At 59.9% G+C, this 18,074-nt stretch carries 19 protein-coding genes; 11 read left to right on the top strand and 8 right to left on the bottom strand.

Going from position 1 to position 18,074, the window contains the following annotated elements; genetic code table 11:
- Window positions 1–7: 7 nt before the first annotated feature.
- From MAIT1_RS05660 to dusB, 4 genes are all read right to left on the bottom strand, one after another.
- Entirely contained in the window at window positions 8–475 is a 468-nt protein-coding gene (locus MAIT1_RS05660; protein ID WP_085441335.1) for an AtpZ/AtpI family protein, read from the bottom strand.
- A 260-nt stretch (window positions 476–735) separates the two neighbouring features.
- On the bottom strand, window positions 736–2,256 hold the full coding sequence (ntrC, locus tag MAIT1_RS05655; protein WP_085441334.1) for a nitrogen regulation protein NR(I): 1,521 nt from the start codon (window positions 2,254–2,256) through the stop codon (window positions 736–738).
- A gap of 59 nt (window positions 2,257–2,315) precedes the next feature.
- Complete coding sequence (locus tag MAIT1_RS05650; RefSeq protein WP_158089331.1) at window positions 2,316–3,389, bottom strand: two-component system sensor histidine kinase NtrB; 1,074 nt, start codon at window positions 3,387–3,389, stop codon at window positions 2,316–2,318.
- Between the two features lie 26 nt (window positions 3,390–3,415).
- Entirely contained in the window at window positions 3,416–4,432 is a 1,017-nt protein-coding gene (dusB, locus tag MAIT1_RS05645; RefSeq protein WP_085441332.1) for a tRNA dihydrouridine synthase DusB, read from the bottom strand.
- 81 nt (window positions 4,433–4,513) lie between these two features.
- Here dusB and yihA point away from each other — a divergent pair, with 81 nt between their 5' ends.
- The 11 genes from yihA (at window position 4,514) to hisS (ending at window position 14,207) form a co-directional block, all read left to right on the top strand.
- Window positions 4,514–5,155 (top strand): ribosome biogenesis GTP-binding protein YihA/YsxC, encoded by a 642-nt coding sequence (gene yihA / locus MAIT1_RS05640; RefSeq protein ID WP_085441331.1) that lies wholly within the window; start codon window positions 4,514–4,516, stop codon window positions 5,153–5,155.
- A gap of 372 nt (window positions 5,156–5,527) precedes the next feature.
- Window positions 5,528–5,692, top strand: coding sequence for a helix-turn-helix domain-containing protein (locus MAIT1_RS21475; protein WP_143814677.1), 165 nt, complete (start codon window positions 5,528–5,530; stop codon window positions 5,690–5,692).
- A gap of 199 nt (window positions 5,693–5,891) precedes the next feature.
- Window positions 5,892–6,050, top strand: coding sequence for a hypothetical protein (locus MAIT1_RS21785; RefSeq protein ID WP_158089330.1), 159 nt, complete (start codon window positions 5,892–5,894; stop codon window positions 6,048–6,050).
- Between the two features lie 195 nt (window positions 6,051–6,245).
- On the top strand, window positions 6,246–6,668 hold the full coding sequence (locus tag MAIT1_RS05630; RefSeq protein WP_085441329.1) for a hypothetical protein: 423 nt from the start codon (window positions 6,246–6,248) through the stop codon (window positions 6,666–6,668).
- A gap of 202 nt (window positions 6,669–6,870) precedes the next feature.
- Window positions 6,871–7,866, top strand: coding sequence for a DUF364 domain-containing protein (locus MAIT1_RS05625; protein WP_085441328.1), 996 nt, complete (start codon window positions 6,871–6,873; stop codon window positions 7,864–7,866).
- A 216-nt stretch (window positions 7,867–8,082) separates the two neighbouring features.
- Window positions 8,083–8,460, top strand: a complete 378-nt coding sequence (locus tag MAIT1_RS05620; protein ID WP_085441327.1) for a NifB/NifX family molybdenum-iron cluster-binding protein — start codon at window positions 8,083–8,085, stop codon at window positions 8,458–8,460.
- A gap of 28 nt (window positions 8,461–8,488) precedes the next feature.
- The gene (locus MAIT1_RS05615) at window positions 8,489–8,815 is read left to right on the top strand and encodes a hypothetical protein (RefSeq protein WP_085441326.1); all 327 of its coding nucleotides are present in this window, start codon (window positions 8,489–8,491) and stop codon (window positions 8,813–8,815) included.
- A 102-nt stretch (window positions 8,816–8,917) separates the two neighbouring features.
- Window positions 8,918–10,024 carry a prephenate dehydratase gene (gene pheA / locus MAIT1_RS05610; protein WP_085441325.1) on the top strand — a complete coding sequence of 369 codons (1,107 nt, stop codon included), beginning with the start codon at window positions 8,918–8,920 and terminating at the stop codon, window positions 10,022–10,024.
- Window positions 10,025–10,461: 437 nt separating this feature from the next.
- Window positions 10,462–11,418 carry a hypothetical protein gene (locus MAIT1_RS21470; protein ID WP_143814676.1) on the top strand — a complete coding sequence of 319 codons (957 nt, stop codon included), beginning with the start codon at window positions 10,462–10,464 and terminating at the stop codon, window positions 11,416–11,418.
- Between the two features lie 426 nt (window positions 11,419–11,844).
- Window positions 11,845–12,735, top strand: a complete 891-nt coding sequence (locus MAIT1_RS05605; protein ID WP_085441324.1) for a prephenate dehydrogenase — start codon at window positions 11,845–11,847, stop codon at window positions 12,733–12,735.
- Between the two features lie 221 nt (window positions 12,736–12,956).
- Entirely contained in the window at window positions 12,957–14,207 is a 1,251-nt protein-coding gene (hisS, locus tag MAIT1_RS05600; RefSeq protein WP_085441323.1) for a histidine--tRNA ligase, read from the top strand.
- Between the two features lie 514 nt (window positions 14,208–14,721).
- Here hisS and MAIT1_RS05595 read toward each other — a convergent pair.
- From MAIT1_RS05595 to napG, 4 genes are all read right to left on the bottom strand, one after another.
- Complete coding sequence (locus MAIT1_RS05595) at window positions 14,722–15,312, bottom strand: NapC/NirT family cytochrome c (RefSeq protein WP_085441322.1); 591 nt, start codon at window positions 15,310–15,312, stop codon at window positions 14,722–14,724.
- Between the two features lie 55 nt (window positions 15,313–15,367).
- A complete protein-coding gene (locus MAIT1_RS05590; RefSeq protein ID WP_085441321.1) occupies window positions 15,368–15,820 on the bottom strand; it encodes a nitrate reductase cytochrome c-type subunit in 453 nt (150 codons plus the stop codon).
- 227 nt (window positions 15,821–16,047) lie between these two features.
- A complete protein-coding gene (gene napH / locus MAIT1_RS05585; protein ID WP_085441320.1) occupies window positions 16,048–16,944 on the bottom strand; it encodes a quinol dehydrogenase ferredoxin subunit NapH in 897 nt (298 codons plus the stop codon).
- Window positions 16,944–17,846 (bottom strand): ferredoxin-type protein NapG, encoded by a 903-nt coding sequence (gene napG / locus MAIT1_RS05580; RefSeq protein WP_085441319.1) that lies wholly within the window; start codon window positions 17,844–17,846, stop codon window positions 16,944–16,946. The genes napH and napG overlap by 1 nt, the downstream gene beginning before the upstream one ends.
- Between the last annotated feature and the right edge of the window lie 228 nt (window positions 17,847–18,074).

Here is an 18,074-nt window from a genome sequence, read left to right as displayed (position 1 = left end):
CCAACGATCACCCTGCATTGGCGTCATCGCCATCGGAAGGCTTATCAGACATTCTATCGGCCGCGCGCACCAGGTTGCGAAACCCGGCGATGACGCCCAACAGAAACCAAAGCAAAAACAGCCACGGCTTGGTGCCAAACCAGTAGTCGAGCACGTAGCCGATAACCCCCCCCACCACGGTGGCGGAGACCATCTCCACACCCAGGCGCATGCCGATGGCGATGCCGCTGGGGGGCCGCGTCTGCGGAATTGGCGCGCTCTTGCTCCGCGCCGATTCGCTTTTGTCGGCGTTGGCCTGTAGCGCCGCCAGCGTCTGCTCGGCTTCACTCAGCGCCTGCGCCGCGTCGCTCTCCAGAGTTCCCAACATGGGTTGGCCGCTCTGGGATTCGCCGGATTGCGCGCGCTTTTGCAACGCCTGCGCTTGCGGTTCAACTGGAGCCTCTCCGGGGGGAGTGGTCGGCGACTTATCGGACATGTGGATTACGCTCCCAACTCATCGCGCAGCATTGAGTAACCCCTGCGCACCTGGGTTGCGAATCCGGGCAGCCCCGTGGCGCGCCCTCCAGTTATCCGAGGCAGGGTAGCGGCGCATTGCGGCTTGTGTCAACGACTTATCGCGCAATAGGGGACATAGGGAAAGGAAATGTAATGACCGTATTGCGGGTTTTACCAAACGGCAATGTGATTAACTCTTTGTTGGACCTGTATAAGTTTATTAGCATTTCCCAATATTGATCAAAACGGATTGCTCTCCAGATCCTGGATTTTTTTGCGCAGGGTGTTGCGATTGATGCCCAGAACCAGCGCCGCTTTGACCCGATTGCCCCGGGTTTCCTTGAGTACGCGGGGGATCAGCACCTCCTCCATGCGCTTGAGCACCGCGCTGTAGAGGTTGCTCCCCTCCTGTCCATTCAGCGCCAGGAAGTAGTCATCCAACTCCTCCAACAGCGCCTGTTTGAAGGCGGATGCGCGCGGGGTTTCCGCTCCGCTGTGGACTGTGCTCTCTTCGGCTGGCGCCGGGGCCATCTCCTCCTCAACGCGTCTGACCATGCGATTGGAAAGATCCAACCGATCGGCGCCGATCTCATCATCGGGGGTGAGCACCATCATGCGGCTGATGAGATTCTCCAGCTCGCGCACGTTGCCCGGCCAGTCATACGCCAGCATGCGCTCCATGGCCATGGGGGTGAAGCGCTTGACCGGGATGTTGAGCTCTTTGGCGGTCTTGCCCAGGAAGTAGTCGCACAGAATGGGGATATCCTCTTTGCGCGAACGCAGCGAGGGCACGTGCAACGGAATGACGTTGAGGCGATAGAAGAGGTCTTCGCGGAAGCGTCCTTCGGCGATGGCGTCGGGCAGATATTGGTGGGTGGCGGCGATGATGCGCACATTGGCGCGCAGCACGTCGGTGGAGCCCACCAGAGTGAAGGTGCCCTCCTGCAACACCCGCAGCAGGCGGGTCTGCGCCTCCATGGGCATATCGCCGATCTCATCTAAGAACAGGGTGCCGCCTTCGGCCTTCTGAAAATGGCCGGGGCGTCGCGACACCGCGCCGGTAAAGGCGCCCTTTTCGTGGCCGAACAGCTCGCTTTCGATCAGGTTGCGCGGGATGGCGGCCATGTTGATGGCGGTGAACGGACCCTTACGCCGTGGGCTGTAGTCGTGCACCGCCCGCGCCACCAACTCTTTACCGGCGCCGGATTCACCGTGAATCAACACCGTCATCTCGGAGTTGGAGAGACGGCCAATGGTGCGAAACAGCGCCTGCATGGCGCGCGAAGAGCCGACGAAGCCGCCAAATCGCTCCAGATGGGCGTCGGCCTGTTTATAGGAGGGCTGCGCCTCCTCCACCCGCTTGGGCGGCGCCGGTTTGGCGCTCTTTTTACGCAGATCCATGGCGCGATGGGCCAGATCCACCAATTTCTTGATGTCGAACGGTTTGGCCAGATAGTCGAAGGCGCCGCGCTCGAACGCCTGCACCGCGTTGCGCAGGGTGCTCTGAGCGGTGATGACGATCACCGGCACGTCGGGATGGGAGGATTTGAGGGTCTGCGCCAAGTCCAACCCGGAGAGTCCGGGCATGACGATATCGGTGATCACCAGGTCGGCGCCGTCGGCATGGATGTGTTCGAGCAGATCCTGCCCATTATTAAAAGTGTGCACCAGGAATCCGGCGCGGCTGAGCGACTGCTCCAGGACAAACCGCACCGCCTGATCATCATCGGCGGCCAAGACTACTGGTTGCGATTCACTCATCACGCCTGCAACTCCCGTCTGTTCATCACGCCTGCGACCGGGGATTCATTCTGGAAGACTCAATCATTGGCCGGTAGATAGACCCGAAACGCGGTTCGGCCCGGTTGACTCTCCAACTCGATCTGCCCTTCGTGTTCATGCACGATCTTCTGACAGATGGCCAAACCCAGCCCCGGGCCACGACTCTTGGAGGTGACAAAGGGCATGAAAATCCGATTGCGCAACTCCGGCGGCACGCCAGCGCCGTTATCCAGAATCTCCACCATCACGTGCATTTTGCGCCGTCCTTGACTGAGTCGCACCTGGTTGGAGATGCGCGTGCTGATGCGCACGCGGCCCGCATTATTGGGCGCTGCGCGCGCTGCTTCATCAGCGTTCTTGAGCAGATTCAGGAACAGTTGAATCAGCTTGTCGCGATCCCCCGCCACCTCGGGCAATGAGGGGTCGAAGTCGCGCTCCAGACGCTCCTCTTTGCAACCGCTGGCCATGATGACGTGTTGCAACACCTCATGAATATTGATCGCCTGGGAGATGGAGGGGGCATCGTCGGCCAACCCCAACAGGGTATCCAGCAAACGGCTAACCCGATCCACCTCGGCGCGAATCAATGTGGTGCAGGCGGCGCCCGACTCGCTGGTGGTCTCCATCTCCAGCAGTTGCGCGGCGCCGCGAATCCCGGCCAGGGGGTTTTTCACCTCATGGGCCACCGCCAGCGCCAACGCGCCCATGGAGTCCAATGTCTCATTGAGACGACGCCCCTCCTCCAGTTTGTCGGCGGCGCTGGTCTCCTCCATCTGCAGCAGCAACCCGATGATCACGCCGTGGGCGTCGTGGATCGGGTTGGCGGTGAGCGAGACGTGGAGGTGGATATCCGGCCCCGGCGACAGCTCCGCGCCGCGAAAACGACACACGGTGTTGAGGCTCTCGGCGCGGCGGATCAGATCCAGCGCCACCGGATGCCCGGGCAGCAGATCCTCCAGCTTCTTGCCCACCATATGGTGGCGGGTGCGGCCAAACAGTCGCTCGGCGGCGGCGTTGGTCTCGCGCACCACGCCGTCGCGGTCCAGCGCCATAACGCCGCAACTGACCTGATCAAACAGGGCGACCGGATGAAACTGGGCGTCATCATACATACGCGGTCCACTTCCTCCTGACGTCGTCATACCGTCTGCGCCTCCAGCAGCGGCGCAAAGAAATCATCCAACAGTTGCAGCGTGCCAAGCGGGTCTTCGCTGTGGTTGACCGCATCGCGGAACGCCGCGCCGCCGCGCAGTCCGCGGGTGTACCAGGCCAGATGTTTGCGCGCCAAGCGGTTGCCGCTCACCGCGCCGTGGAAATCCAGCAGCAGTTGCAGATGCTCGCGGGCGATGGCGTAGCGCTCCGCCACGCCAGGCTCCTGCGGCTGCTTGCCATACCGCAACAGCTCATCAATCTGCCGAAACAGCCAGGGGCGGCCCATGGCGCCGCGGCCGATCATCAACGCATCCACCCCGGAGGCGCGCCACTTGGCGGCGGCGTCTTCGGCGTCGGTGATGTCGCCATTGCCCACCACCGGCAGAGCCGTGGACGCCTTCACTTGGGCGATGGCGTCCCAGTCGGCGCTGCCGCGATACATCTGCGCGCGGGTGCGGCCATGTACGGTGAGCAGGCGCGCGCCCTCCTCTTGCGCAATAGCGGCGATGCGCAGGGCGTTGCGGGTCTCATCGTCCCAGCCCAGCCGGATCTTCACCGTCACCGGAACCGCCACAGCGGCGACCACCGCGCGGATGATGCGCGCCACCAGGGCCTCGTCACGCAGCAGCGCCGCGCCAGCCTGACCCTTGACAATCTTCTTCACCGGGCATCCCATGTTGATGTCGATGATCTCGGCGCCGCGCTCCACGTTCATGCGCGCCGCCTCACTCAACACCTCGGGATCGCCGCCGGCGATCTGCACCGCCAGAGGGGTTTCCGGTTTGTCGGCCAGGGTGTCGCTCATGCGCAGGCTTTTGCCCACATTGCGCACCATGGCCTGAGAGGCGATCATCTCCGAGACCGCCATATCGGCCCCATATTTGCGCGCCAGATAGCGAAACGGCGCATCGGTCACGCCCGCCATGGGAGCCAGAATCAGCGGCGGAGCGCCCGTGCCCTGTTTTGATGCAAACAGAGCTTCAATTGGGTCATTTTTAGGCATTGCGGGATCCTGAGTTGCACATTTATTGTGCAATTTTAGCATTTGCCGCCCTTTTCATCAAGATCACACGGCAGACTAAGCATGTCTCTTACCAAAACTGACGCACAATCCAGCAAAGCGCCCAAAGAAGCATCTTATCAGGCGGAGTTTCTCCTCGGCGCGGTGAGCCCCAGCCAGTACCCGGAGGAGGATCTGCCGGAGATCGCCTTTGCCGGACGCTCCAACGCGGGGAAATCCTCCCTGCTCAACAGTCTGCTGAATCGACGCAAACTGGCGCGGGTTTCGAGCATGCCGGGGCGCACGCGGGAGCTGAACTTCTTCCTTATTGATAAAAGCTGGCGTCTGGTGGATCTGCCCGGCTACGGCTTCGCGCGGGTGGATCGGCGGCAGCGCAATGTGTGGGAGCAGGGCATCGGCGACTATCTGAGCACGCGGCGCAATCTGCGCGCGGTGGCGCTGCTGCTGGATATCCGCCGTGGGGTGACCGACCACGATGAGGAGATGTTGGAGTATCTGTTCCAACGCGGCATTCCGGTGATCATCGTCGCCACCAAGATCGACAAGCTCAAGGCCAACCCCCGCCGCGCCGCCATGCAGAAGCTCAAAGCGGAGATCAAGGAGAAGGCGCCGCTGCTCATCGCCTCCCCCGTGGCCACCTCCTCTTTGGACGGCAAGGGGATGCCGGAGTTGCGCGCGTTGATCAAGCAGGTGCTGGAGACGTGACACACTGAGAGATACAGATGTCTGATATACTGGAAGATATAGTCGCCACAGAAGGGAATTAGACATTTGAAGCGAGAAGATATCGAGGGCTCCGCCCTCGAGCTCCCAAGATCAACAGCTACACCGTGATTCGGACCATCCCTGGTCCTCACCCTTCGGGCTCGCTGCGCGAGTCCGATTTGGCATTCCTGCCAAATCGTGGGCTCCGCCCACACCCGCTTAAGGGTCACAGACCCTTAAGAATCCCGCCTCCGGCCAGCCGGAGGCCAATAGTCAGCGCAAGCTTTACCTGTGTCACACAAACATTGAGGAGCCTGTGCAATTCTGAATTGCGGTGACTATAAAAGGGATATTCAAATCTTCGACGAAGCCATGGCGCGTGATGAGGAGTACTTCCCGGCTGAGGTGGTCAATCGTATCGTCGATGGGGAGAACCCCATTCGCGTCTACTGCGCGTATCGCGGCCTTACCTTGGAGCAATTGGCTGAACAGTGTGGGCTCTCCAAAGCCGACTTAAGCCAACTGGAAACGGGTTAACGTTCAGGCATTGCCGTCGAGTCGAAGAAGATCGCTCCGGCGTTGGGTGTCGATGCAGACATGTTGATGGTGAACACTGTTTAGGTTTGCACAGCTTAGAATAAAATTTAGAAAAATGTCACAATTTATGTTATCATAAATGCGTTAATCTCCGATGGACTTGCATAATTCGAATAGCATCCTGCCTGGATGGATGATTATGGATGAGTTTCTTGGGTTTATTATTATTGCTGGTTTTCTCCTGGCTGCTTTCATATTCCTGATCGAAATGGTGAAGCTGTTTTTCCGCTCACCCATTCAGTTCATCCTGGTGCTGCTTGGCCTGAGTTTTCTCTTTGGAGGCGATGACGATTGCTGAATTGTTGCGCTCTCAAGCCAATCTGATTTAAGGTTCCTGTCATTCGGCGAGGCGCTCCCGAGCCGTCACACTCTCAACCTGGATCGTCCGCGCCACTCTGCCGGGCTGTCCCCTCCCCGCGCGTGTTCCGCTCCTTGCCGACTTCTGTTTCAGCATCCTCCCGGAAATCGCCCGGGGTTCGAGGATCTGAAGACTATGATCACCATTCCCATCGCCGCCGCTCCGGTGGCGCCCCCGGCCATGAGCGAGGCGACCATTGCCGCTCTGGATGCTCTGCGTCCGCGCATCGAACAAGCTCGTGAGGCCCTGCGCGCCTCTGCGCAGAAGCTGGGCTTTGCCGACGCTGACTTCACCATTCCTCCTATCGACTCGGCGCAGTGGTCGTTGCAGACCGATCCGGCCAATGGTCAGGACAGTCTGTTTGGCCAGTGGCGCAATGCGCGCGGCGACAAGTGCGGGGAGTTGATTTTCCACCCGGACGGCTCGTTCCACGCCGAGTGCGACATCGCCTTGCCGCACCCGACCAAGCCCAACCGTTGGTTTGTGGAGGCGGTGACGGCGTGGGGGGACAAGGAGAGCGTCAAGTCCGACCCCAGACTGCTGCCTGCGTTGGTGTAATCGCGCGGAGTAAAAATGTTTGCGTGACGCAGCTTGAGCTAGCGCTATCTATTGGCCTCCGGCTGGCCGGAGGCGGGATTCTTAAGGGTCTGTGACCCTTAAGCGGGGTTTGGGGCGGCGCCCCAAGGTGTTGTACTTGGGAGCTCGAGGGCGAAGCCCTCGATATCTTTCATTTTCAATAGCCTAAAAAAGTCACTGAACTATGCCAACTCTTTCTCCCCCCTCACCTGACGTCACTCAATCCAACCCCCTATATGCGTGGCTCATCAACGCTGCGCTGGAGGCGGCGGGCGAACGCTGCGTAGCGGATCTGGTGATTGGGCAAGTGTGGACCCTGTGCCGCGACGACGCGGGCGGCGCCGGTCTGGCCATGAGCCCTGCCGAGCCCACCCGCGTGTTGCCCTGGTCCGGCTCTCTGCGCGGGACGCCATTGAATACGCTCATCCCCTGGCTGACGTCGTGGAACCCCTTCGAAGCGGTGGTGGGCATGGCCGCCTGCAACTGCGCGCTGAATGTCAATAATCCCCTCAGCGCCGAAGCTGTTCCACTGACTGAAGGCCCCTCGGCCAATCTGTTGGTGTTTGAGCACTTTCAATCCCGTCTGCGCGGCAAACGTGTGGCGGTGGTGGGCCGCTATCCCGGTTTGGACCGTTACGCCGCCGAAGGGCAGTGGCATGTGTTGGAGCGTCAACCCGGCCCGGGCGATCTGCCCGATACCGCTGCGGAGTATCTGCTGCCGCAAGTGGATTGGGCCTTTATCACCGCCTCGGCGCTGGTGAATAAGTCCTTGCCACGCTTACTGGAATTGGCGCGAGATGCGGTCACTGTGCTGATGGGCCCCACCACGCCGTGGCTGCCCCAATGGCGCGACTACGGTGTGGACTTCCTCGCCGGGGTGCGCATCGCTAACCGTGACGGCGTGCATCAAGCAGCCTGCGAAGGGGGCGGCGTGCGACTGTTCGAATGCGGCGCCGAATATGCTCTGCAAGATATCGGCGCCGACAACATGACCAACGTGAAGGCGCAAATTGCGCAAACATTTGCCCAGCGCGATGGGTTAAAATCGGAGATGGAAGCGTGGTATGCGCAACACGGCGCCAAACCTTTTGTCAAAAAGGGTGAACTCCAGGCGTTGGACGCCCATCTCTCACGCTTGGATACCTGCTACAAACGGCAGTGGGACGCGCGTAATGGGTGATTTTGGAAGATGAAAGATACTGGGGCTTCGCCCCAGACCCCGGCCAGGGCTTTGCCCTGGACCCACGAGGGCGCCGCCCTCGACCCGGCAGGGCTCTGCCCTGCACCCGCCAGGGAAATGATTTCCCTGAACCCTCGTGAGTTTTGCTCCGTGCTCGCTTCACGCTTTGTGCGGAACTTGTACGGTTGAGCTTACTTATACAGTTTGGAGAGTCACATGCGCATTGCAGTGGTGAGCGACGACTATAAACAGGTAACCGGAAAATGCGGCAAAGCGCGTCGGTTTCTCATCTTCAGCGGCGAAATGGGCGGCGAACCCCAGCTCATGGCGCGTCTGGAGCTGGCCGTGGAGCAACCCGACTACCACGACCTGCACGAAGATGAAGTCACCCCCCACCCCATCGACGGCCATGTGATGATCACCGGAGAAGCCGGGGAAGGGATCACCGAACGCCTGGCGCGTCGCGACGTGGACGTGCGCATCACCCCGGAGACCGATCCCACCACGGCGGCGCGGCTCTATCTGCAAAACGCGCTGCCCGCCAGCGATCCGCACCCCCATAACGAAGATGGAACCTGCCCGGGGGATCATTGACCCCCCGTTGATACAAGTGAGCGGCAACATGATGATGAACACCTCCAACACATCGCATCAAGCCACCCTGGACGCCTACTTGAAGCTGTTCGAACTCTACCCCGACGTGGAGTTCTGGCAGACCAAACCGCAAAAGGGCTCCGACGCCTATGAGTTCCTGTTCCGCCAGGTGATGGAGATGATGGCGCGGCACTCCACCTTCAACACATCACTGCCATTGCCGTTTCGCGAGACCGCCAAACGCTATGTGGCGGGCGATGCGGTGACGCTGAAACACTTCCGCGACTCGGACAATCGCAATTTCCTGCTCTCGGACCTCAAGGATTGGCTGAGACTAGCGCAACAGAAGCTGTAAGCAAGGCCGCGTCTCACCCCTCGGCGCCCTTGCTCATTGCCGGTTTTCTTGTGAGACTGTGCGGTTCCACACGCCAACTCTTGCAGCGGGAGAAGCGGACCCATGAGCGGTGCGGAACTGAACGGTAAGCCCATCACTTTGGCCGATCTGCGCGATGGCATCGACGCCATTGACGACCATATCCATGACCTGCTCATGCAGCGCGCCGAGTTGGTGGAGAAGGTGGGCGAAGTCAAAGGCGCCAGCGCCGCGCAAGCGGTCTACTATCGCCCGGAGCGCGAGGCGCAGATTCATCGCCGCATCGAGGCGCGTCATCACGGTCCATTGCCCATCGAGGCGGTGCACCGCATCTATCGCGAAATCATCTCCGCCTCCCTGAACATGGAGAAGCAGCTCACCGTGGCCTATCTGGGCCCGGAGGCGACCTTCACCCATCAAGCCGCCATCAAGCAGTTCGGCTCCTCCTTCCATATGTATGCGCAACCCACCATCGACGCCGTATTCCATGAGGTGGAGGTGGGCCGTGTGAACTTTGGCGTGGCCCCGGTGGAGAACTCCAACGAGGGCGCGGTGACGCATACGTTGGATCGCTTTGTGGATTCGCCGCTCATCGTCTGCGGGGAGATTCTCCTACCGGTGCAGCACAATCTGCTCTCCCGGCGCGACTCCCTGTCTGACGTGAAGCGGATTTACGGCCATCGTCGCGCATTGGCGGATTGCCATCAGTGGTTGGATGCGCATCTGCCCCATGTGGAGCGGGTGGAGAGTGAATCCACGGCGGCGGCGGCGTTGAAGGCGCGGGATGAAGAGGGCGCGGCGGCCATTGCCGGCGAGTATGCCGCCGACTCCATGAGTTTGAATCTGCTGGCGGAGCATATTGAGGATCGTGCGGGGCAGGAGAATCGCTTTTTGGTGGTGGGGCGGATTCCGCCCAAGCCGTCTGGGGATGACAAGACCAGCATCATGGTGTCGTTCCAGGATCATCCGGGCTTTCTGCACAAGGTGTTGGGGTTGTTTGCCGAGCGGGGCATCAACTTGACGCGGATTGAGTCGCGGCCGAGCCAGACGCGCACGTGGGATTATCTGTTCTTCATAGATTGCGAGGGGCATCAGGATGATCCGAGGGTGGCGGAGGCGTTGCAGGCGTTGGCGGATTTGCCCGGCGTGACGGAGAAGATATTGGGCTCATACCCGAAACGGGCGCTGTAGAAGGGTAAAAGTGTGTGCGGGAAAGAGGTCGAGCCAGCGGTATCGAGTGGGCCGCCGACTGGTCGGCGGCGGGGTCTGGGGGCCGCTGCCCCCAGCGGGTGTGGGCGGCGCCCACGGTTTGGCAGTCGTCTTTGGCCGTTTCCCCGTGTAGAAAGTGCGCGCCAGTAGGCAGGTTGGTGAGAGTACAGAACGTAAGCCAACAAGGAGGCCGTCGGGGAAACGGCAGGTGAGCAGGCCCGCAGGGGCCGTCGCCGAAGGCGGCGAACTGCTCTAGAAGCTGGAGCTTGGGAAAGTTGGAAAATGTTTTTAGTAGTGTAATTTATTATGTTAATTATTATAATATAGAGATTACACTTTATATTCTAGAAGGGATTGCTATATCAGAACACCCTCTAGTTAATTAATATTCAACCAAAATGCAAACAGGAACATACCAGATGAGCCAACCAAATGATACGCCATCTGAAGATGAAGCTAATAACACAACAGATGCAACACCTAACACTCCAGTAAGCAGAAACGCTACTTCGCCGTTAGACACCGTCGCAACTGAAGCTGTCAAAGTGACTGTCAATCAGGCATTGGGTGCAGTTTTGCACCCAATCACGCGTGAAATTGCGGCCCTAGAAGAAGCTGGCATCACTAAACTCAAACAGCTACTAGGCGCACGACGTAAAGAAGAAAATACCCAACGCATAATTGAGGAGAACCGCGATGTTATCGATGTCATCTCATCAAATGCTGACACTGATGCGCAAAAAATCCAAGCTGCCGAACGCTTGGTCAACGCTATTGATGCTGCATCTGAACAAGAATTAGATAATGACGAAGTGCGTCTCTTGTGGCGTTCATTATTACAACGCATGGCTAATCAAGACACTGACACTGACCTACTTATTACTACTTTGAGTGGCCTAAGCACAGCCGAAGCACAACTCTTGCTGGATATTTATCAGAATCCAGCACAGCGTAGAAATCCACGATTGATCCCTGCATTACGTTCCTTTATTCATCATGATAGTCATCTTCAACACGATCGACGAGACCAACTAGCAACCACCCTGAAAAACAAAAAATTGATCTATCAACCTTTATTTAGAACATCCTTGCCACAATTCATGGCATTTTTCCTTTTGTTCACTGTTCTTGCAGCCACGCTACAGACACTTGATAACACTCTGCCCTTACCAAAAGCTCTCCATTATTTTGATATGTTGAAAGGGCCTATTGTGCCGCTACCAATCACACTGGAGCAAGTTTGGGGTTACACTGCATTATTGGCGATATCTACAATACTTATTGCTATCATGGATTTCATGCTTCGCCCGCTTGGGAAGCTAACTTGGTTAGGGAAAAAATTGTGTGTATTTAAGGAAGAAGCAGAAAGATCTTGATTTCTATAGATAGATACTTCATTTTTTCTCTCCCCCAAATACTCTCCAACTTTCCCAAGTCCCAGCTTTTAGAGCAGTTCGCCGTCCTGCGGACGACGGCCCTGCGGGCCTGCTCACCTCCGTTTCCCCGACGGCCTCCTTGCTGGCTCCGCCTCTTGTGCTCTCTCCACTTCCCTACTGGCTCGTACTCTCTTCAATGGGGAAACGGATAAAGACAAAGACCAAACCGTGGGGCGCCGCCCCACACCCCGCTGGGGTCGCGGACCCCAGACCCCGCCGCCGACCAGTCGGCGGCCCATTCGATACACTGGACTCGACCTCTTTCCCGCACACACTTTGACCTCCTTGTCTTCTCCGCCTTGCGGGCCTATTCTGGTCAGTCCATGGAATTTTGCCGCTCTGCGGCCTTCGATACGGATCGCCTCCATGTCCTTTCTCATCAAACGCATGACCGTCATCGGCGTCGGCCTCATGGGCGGCTCTATGGCCCTCGGCCTGCGCGAACGCGACCTCGTCGGCGAAATCATCGGCGTCGACCGCCGCAGCGCCCTCGACGCCGCCCTGGAACTGGGCGTCATCGACCACGCCCACACTCAAGCCGAGGAAGGCGTCAAAGGCTCCTCCCTGGTGGTGGTCGCCACCCCAGTCTCCGCCATCGCGCCGACAGTGAAATCCATCGCCGCCCACCTGGAGCCCGATGCGTTGGTGATCGATATGGGCTCGGTCAAAGGCTCCATCGTCAAACAGTGCGAAGCCTGGATGCCCGACGGCGTCAATTTCGTCGGCTCCCATCCCATCGCCGGACGCGAACACTCCGGCGTGCGCGCCGCCTATGGCGACCTGTTCGACGGCAGCCGCACCATTTTGACGCCGTCCGATAGCGTCTCATCCGCCGCCGTGGAGCGCGCCAAACAGATCTGGGAAGCCGTGGGCTCCTCAGTAGAGATCATGGACGCCCAATATCACGACCGCGTGCTGGCCGCCACCAGCCATCTGCCCCACTTGATGGCCTATAATGTGGTGAATACGTTGTCGGACCTGGAGGACGATATCCGCGCCGAAGTGTTCCGCTACGCCGCCAGCGGCTTTCGCGACTTCACCCGCATCGCCTCCTCTGATCCGGTGATGTGGCGCGATATCTGTATCGAAAATCGCGACGCCATTCTGGATATCCTGGATCGCTTCAAGAACGATCTGGAGAAGCTCTCCAAGCGCGTCGCCGAAGGCGATATGGATGGCCTCTACGGCATCTTCGCCCGCTCCCGCGCCACACGCGCTCGCGTGTTGGAAGAGAATAAGATTCTGCGTGGTGAGTGATTGGTGATTATGGTGATCTGGCAATTCGTGATGTGAAGATGAAAGAGACTGGGGCTTCGCCCCAGACCCCGACCAGGGCGCCGCCCTGGACCCGGCAGGGCTTTGCCCTGCACCCACCAGGAGGGACGCCCTCCTGGACCTCGGTTAGTTTTACTTTCTACGTGTCGGCGACATTTTGCCTTCGCTTCCGACTCTGACGCTTAACTTTTCAAAGACTTCTCATGATTCAGCCTATCCGTGGAACCCGTGACATCCTCCCCATTGAGACCGCCCGCTGGCAGTTCCTCGAACAAGCCGTGCGCCGCGTGTTCCATCAATACGATTACGGCGAACTCCGCACTCCCATCTTCGAAAAGACCGAGCTGTTCGCCCGCGCCGTGGGCGAAACCACCGACATCGTCGAAAAAGAGATGTACGTGTTCGCCGATCGCGGCGGCGAGAGCCTCGCCCTGCGCCCGGAAGGCACCGCCTCGGTGGTGCGCTCGTTCCTCAATAATGGTTTCGAGCGCCAATTGCCGTTCAAGGCCTACTACATCGGCCCCATGTTCCGCTACGAGCGCCCGCAGAAGGGACGCTATCGTCAGTTCCACCAGGCGGGCGCGGAGATGTTCGGCCCCGAAGGCCCCCTGGCCGACGCCGAAATTCTCGCCATGATCGTGCGCTTTCTGGAAGAGGTGGGCCTGGCCGGAACCCTGACCCTGGAGATCAACTCCCTGGGTTGTCCCGAGTGCCGCCCAGCCTATCGCGAGAAACTGATTGCCGCCCTGGAGGCCAAAGAGCCGGAGCTGTGCGGCAACTGCCAGAATCGTCTGCATCGCAACCCGCTGCGGGTGCTGGACTGCAAGAACGAGAGCTGCAAGGAGATCGCCCACGACGCCCCGCACATGCTCGACCACCTGTGCGAGACCTGCGATAGCCACTTCACCGGCCTGAAGAGCCATCTGGATACGCTGGGGCTGAAGTACGTGGTCAATCCCATGATGGTGCGCGGGCTGGACTACTACACCCGCACCGCGTTTGAAGTCACCACCGACGCCCTGGGCGCGCAGAGCGCCGTGGCGGCGGGCGGCCGTTATGATGGGCTGGTCACCGAGATGGGCGGCAAGAACCCCGTCCCCGCCATCGGCTTCGCCATGGGTTTGGAGCGTCTGGCATTGCTGTTGGAGCAGCAGGAGATCGGCGCCGCGCCGGTGGATATCTACCTGGCGGCGGTGGGTGACGAGGCGGCGCAGAGCTTTGGCTTGAAAGCCGCCGAGGCGTTCCGCGCGGCGGGCCTGCGGGTGGCCATGGGGTTGCAGGGCGGCTCCATGAAGGCGCAGATGAAGAAGGCGGGCAAGTCCGGCGCGCGCTATAGCGTGGTGATCGGCGAAGAGGAAGCGCAAAACGCGCAAGTCACCCTCAAGGATATGGAGCAGCGCGAACAGTGGACGCTGAGTATTGAGGAAGCCGTTGCGCGGATGAAAAGCGCCTAAAGTTGAAAGTCATACAACGCCAAATTAGCACAGAGTGACAAGTGTTTGCGTGACGCAGATTCGGCTTGCGCTAACTATTGGCCGCCGACTGGTCGGCGGCGGGGTCTGGGGGCCGCACCCCCAGCGGCCACAGGCGTAGCCGCATCTAACAAACAGGGCGGAGCCCCACGGTTTGGCCTTTGATCTTAGGGGAGTTTGAGGGCGCAGCCCTCAATATCTTCTATCTCCCATCCTTAATATAGTAAATCGAAACCAAAACTGGACATTTGACGCGAAACGAAAATGTGGAAAACGGGACATTTATTGGCCCGATTTTTCGGGGTCTGGGGTCCGCGACCCCAGCGGGGTGTGGGGCGGCGCCCCACGGTTTGGTCGTTGGGAGCTCGAGGGCAGAGCCCTCGATATCTTTCATTATCCAAAACCGAACATGTCCGATTCTCGGTTAGACTTGCTATAAGAGAAAAGCCCGCAACAAAACAGGTTGCGGGCTTTTCTGTTCCAAACTTCAGAGAGGTTACTCGCCTTTGTTCAGCACCGCGCTGGGATCCACTTCGGCCATGTTGGGCAGGTGGTGGGCGATGCCCTTGTGGCAATCGATGCAGGTTTGACCCTCCTGCAAGCCGCGCTCGTGGTGATCCACCGCGCGCCGACCCTGCTTCACGTAGTCCATGGATTCGAAATTGTGGCAGTTGCGGCATTCGCGCGAATCGGTCTCCTTCATCGCCTGCCACACATGCTTGGCCAGCTCAATGCGCTTGGCCTCGAACTTCTCCGGCGTATCAATGGTGCCCATCACCTTGTGATAGAGCTCGTTGCTGGCCTGGATCTTCCGCTTGATCTTCCAGATCCACTCCTTGGGCACGTGGCAGTCGGGGCAGGTGGCGCGCACCCCGGTGCGGTTGCTGTAGTGGATGGTGTTCTTGTACTCCTGGTAGACGTTCTCCTCCATCTCGTGGCAAGAGATGCAGAAGGCTTCGTTATTGGTCATCTCCATGGCCCAGTTGAAGCCGCCCCAGAACAGAATGCCCACCACAAAGGCGATCAACACCCCCGCTGAAATCGCCACGCCGCCCAGCTCGCCCCGCGCTCGCGTCTGTTTCGTCATCACATCTCTCCGCATCTGGTCGTTATCGCCGACTTCTCGCGCAATCCGAGGGGGGTTACTGAATCTTCAACGCATCCACTGGTTTGAACTCGTTTTGCACCAGCGGTTTGGCGTCGGTCTGCGGCACGTGGCACTGCGGGCAGAAGTAACGACGCGGCGACACGTTGGCCATGATGGCGCCGTCGCGGCTTTCAAAGTGCGTTTGACTGATCTTGGTGGCGTTGTGGTCGCGGTAGTTCTTCCAGCTGTGGCAGCTCAGACATTTGTTGAATTTCAAATTGACCTGATACCCCTCCACCGAGTGCGGAATCAGCGGCGGCTGTTGCAGGTAGTCGCGAGGAATCGGCGCGCCATCCTTGTTGTAGTGGGTGATCATGGCGCTATTGGAGCTGTCGTTGATGGCCGCATCGCCGCGCAGCGATTGCACCGTTCCCGCCTGAACCGTCGTCAGCGCCACGCCCAGCAGGCCAATGGCCAGGGTCAATCCGAACAGGATGCTCTTTTTCATGACCTTTCCTCTCCTCATTGCTTCAGCTCGCCCGAATTGAAAATTGAACACTGTAGTGGCAGCACAAAGAGACTGGGGCTTCGCACCAGACCCCACGAGGCCAAAACGGGACAAATCTCCTTCGACCCGCCAGGCCAATCGGGACAAATCCGATTTCCCTGGACCCTCGTTAGTTAACCTTTTGCGCAAACACAAAGTTTTGTGTGTTCAATTTTGACATCCAGCGACTAGGGTTCGACGCTTGGGTTCTGGTCGCTGTTCCAACGCGGGGCAAAGCGGAACACGTCCCGCGCGCACACATCGATACACCGGCCACAGTTGCTGCACAGTCCGCTATCGATCAGCGGCTGCAAGCCCTTCTCCGCGCCATTGACCGGATTCGACAATATGGTCGGCTCCGGGCAGACGGCGTAGCAGTCCATACACTCATTACAGCGCGCCCGGGCGTCGGCGGTGACGCGCAGCAGGCTGAAACGCCCCAACAGCGCATAGAACGCGCCCATGGGACAGAGATGGCCGCACCACATATCGCGCCCGGAGACCAGCTCCAACACGAACAGCGCCGCCGCCATCCAGCCGATCCAACCCACCCCGAACAGCAGCGCGCGATAGAGCGCGTGCACCGGATTGATCAACTCCCACAACAGCGCGCCGCTCACCGCCGCCAGAACCAACACTGCCGCCAGCAGCCAATAGCGCACACTGCGCGACACCTTGGCGCCGCCTTTCAGCCCCAGCCGCTGACGCAGCCAGTTGGCCGCATCGCTGATGGGGTTGACCGGGCAGACCCAGGCGCAGAACACGCGCCCGCCCAGCAGGGCGTAAAACAGGGCGATGATGCCCGCCCCCAGCAGGGCGTTGGTCAGCGGCGTCTGCCCGGCGGCCAACTCCTGCAACACCACCAGCGGATCGCTCAATGGCAGCAGATCCAGGGTCAGGCTGGCGGCCAGATTGCCCTTAATGATCCACACCCCCCACAGCGGTCCGGCCAAAAACAGCAGCAGAATCGACAGTTGACTCAATCGCCGCAGCAGCAGCCAGCGATGCGCCTTCCACCACCCCTGCTCCTGCACTGCTTCCAAACCCGGTCGACGCTTGGCGCGGGCAGCCGATGATTCGCTCATCAGATGCCCCCCTTGCCGCTATTGAGCCGCTTGAGCGGATCGTCCGGAAAGGGCGAATCCGGCAGCGCGTCGCTTCCCGGCAGGGGCGCCGGAGCGCCTGGCGGCTGGTCGATCACCAAACCGCGACCGGCGTGTTCGTAGTGCATCCCCTCGGGCAGGTTGTAGCGGTGTTTGACGTCGTCGCCGATGATGGCGTGACCCGCCTTCTGCTTCTCTTTCCAACCCAAGCGGTAGTGTTTGCCCAACATCCCTTTGGCCAGCTCGAAGGGCAGCACCTTGATGGCCGCCTCTTCAAGAATGCAGGCTTTTTCACACTTGCCGCAGCCGGTGCAGTCCGACGAGTGCACCACCGGGATGAAAAAGGCGTGCATGCCGGTGCGTTGGTTGCGGCGATACTCCAGGGTGATCGCCTTGCCGCGCACCGGACAGACGTTGAAGCAGACCTCGCAGCGCAAGCCTTGGAAGGCGATGCATGCTTCATGGTCGATCAACACCGCCAGCCCCATACGGGCCAGCTCTATCTTCTTCAACTGCGGGTCCAGCGCCCCGGAGGGGCAGACCGCCACGCAGGGGATGTCGTCGCACATCTCGCAGGGGACTTTGCGCGCCTCAAAGTAGGGCGTGCCCAGCGCCACTTCCTCCCCCAATTGCGCCAGTTTCAGCGTGTTGTACGGGCAGTCCCGCACACACAGGCCACAGCGCAGACAGGCGCCGAGGAACTCCTTTTCCGGCAACGCCCCGGGCGGGCGGATAGCGCTGGCGGGCAACGCCTGGGCGCCGCTGGCGCCGTACAGCGACAACGCCGCCGAAGCCAGCGCCACGCCTGCGGCGCTGCGGGTGGCGTCCAACAGAAATTGCCGACGGGTGACGCCCGATCCCGTATTGCGGGCGCTGCTGCTCATGCGACGTTTCCTTCTCCTGATTCACGCATCCCTGCGTGCAGAACTCGCAAGTGAGTTGAACGCGCCCAAACTGCATGCTGGCGCAGAACAAAAACTTACGAGGGTCCAGGGAAATCATTTCCCTGGCGGGTGCAGGGCGGCGCCCTGCCGGGTCGAGGGCAGAGCCCTCGTGGGTCCAGGGCAAAGCCCTGGCGGGTTGAGGGCGGCGCCCTCATGGGGTCTGGGGCA

Source organism: Magnetofaba australis IT-1 (genome assembly GCF_002109495.1).
Classification (GTDB): domain Bacteria; phylum Pseudomonadota; class Magnetococcia; order Magnetococcales; family Magnetococcaceae; genus Magnetofaba; species Magnetofaba australis.
Note: the sequence above shows the minus strand (reverse complement) of the source record. Positions and strands in the feature narration are given on the sequence as shown.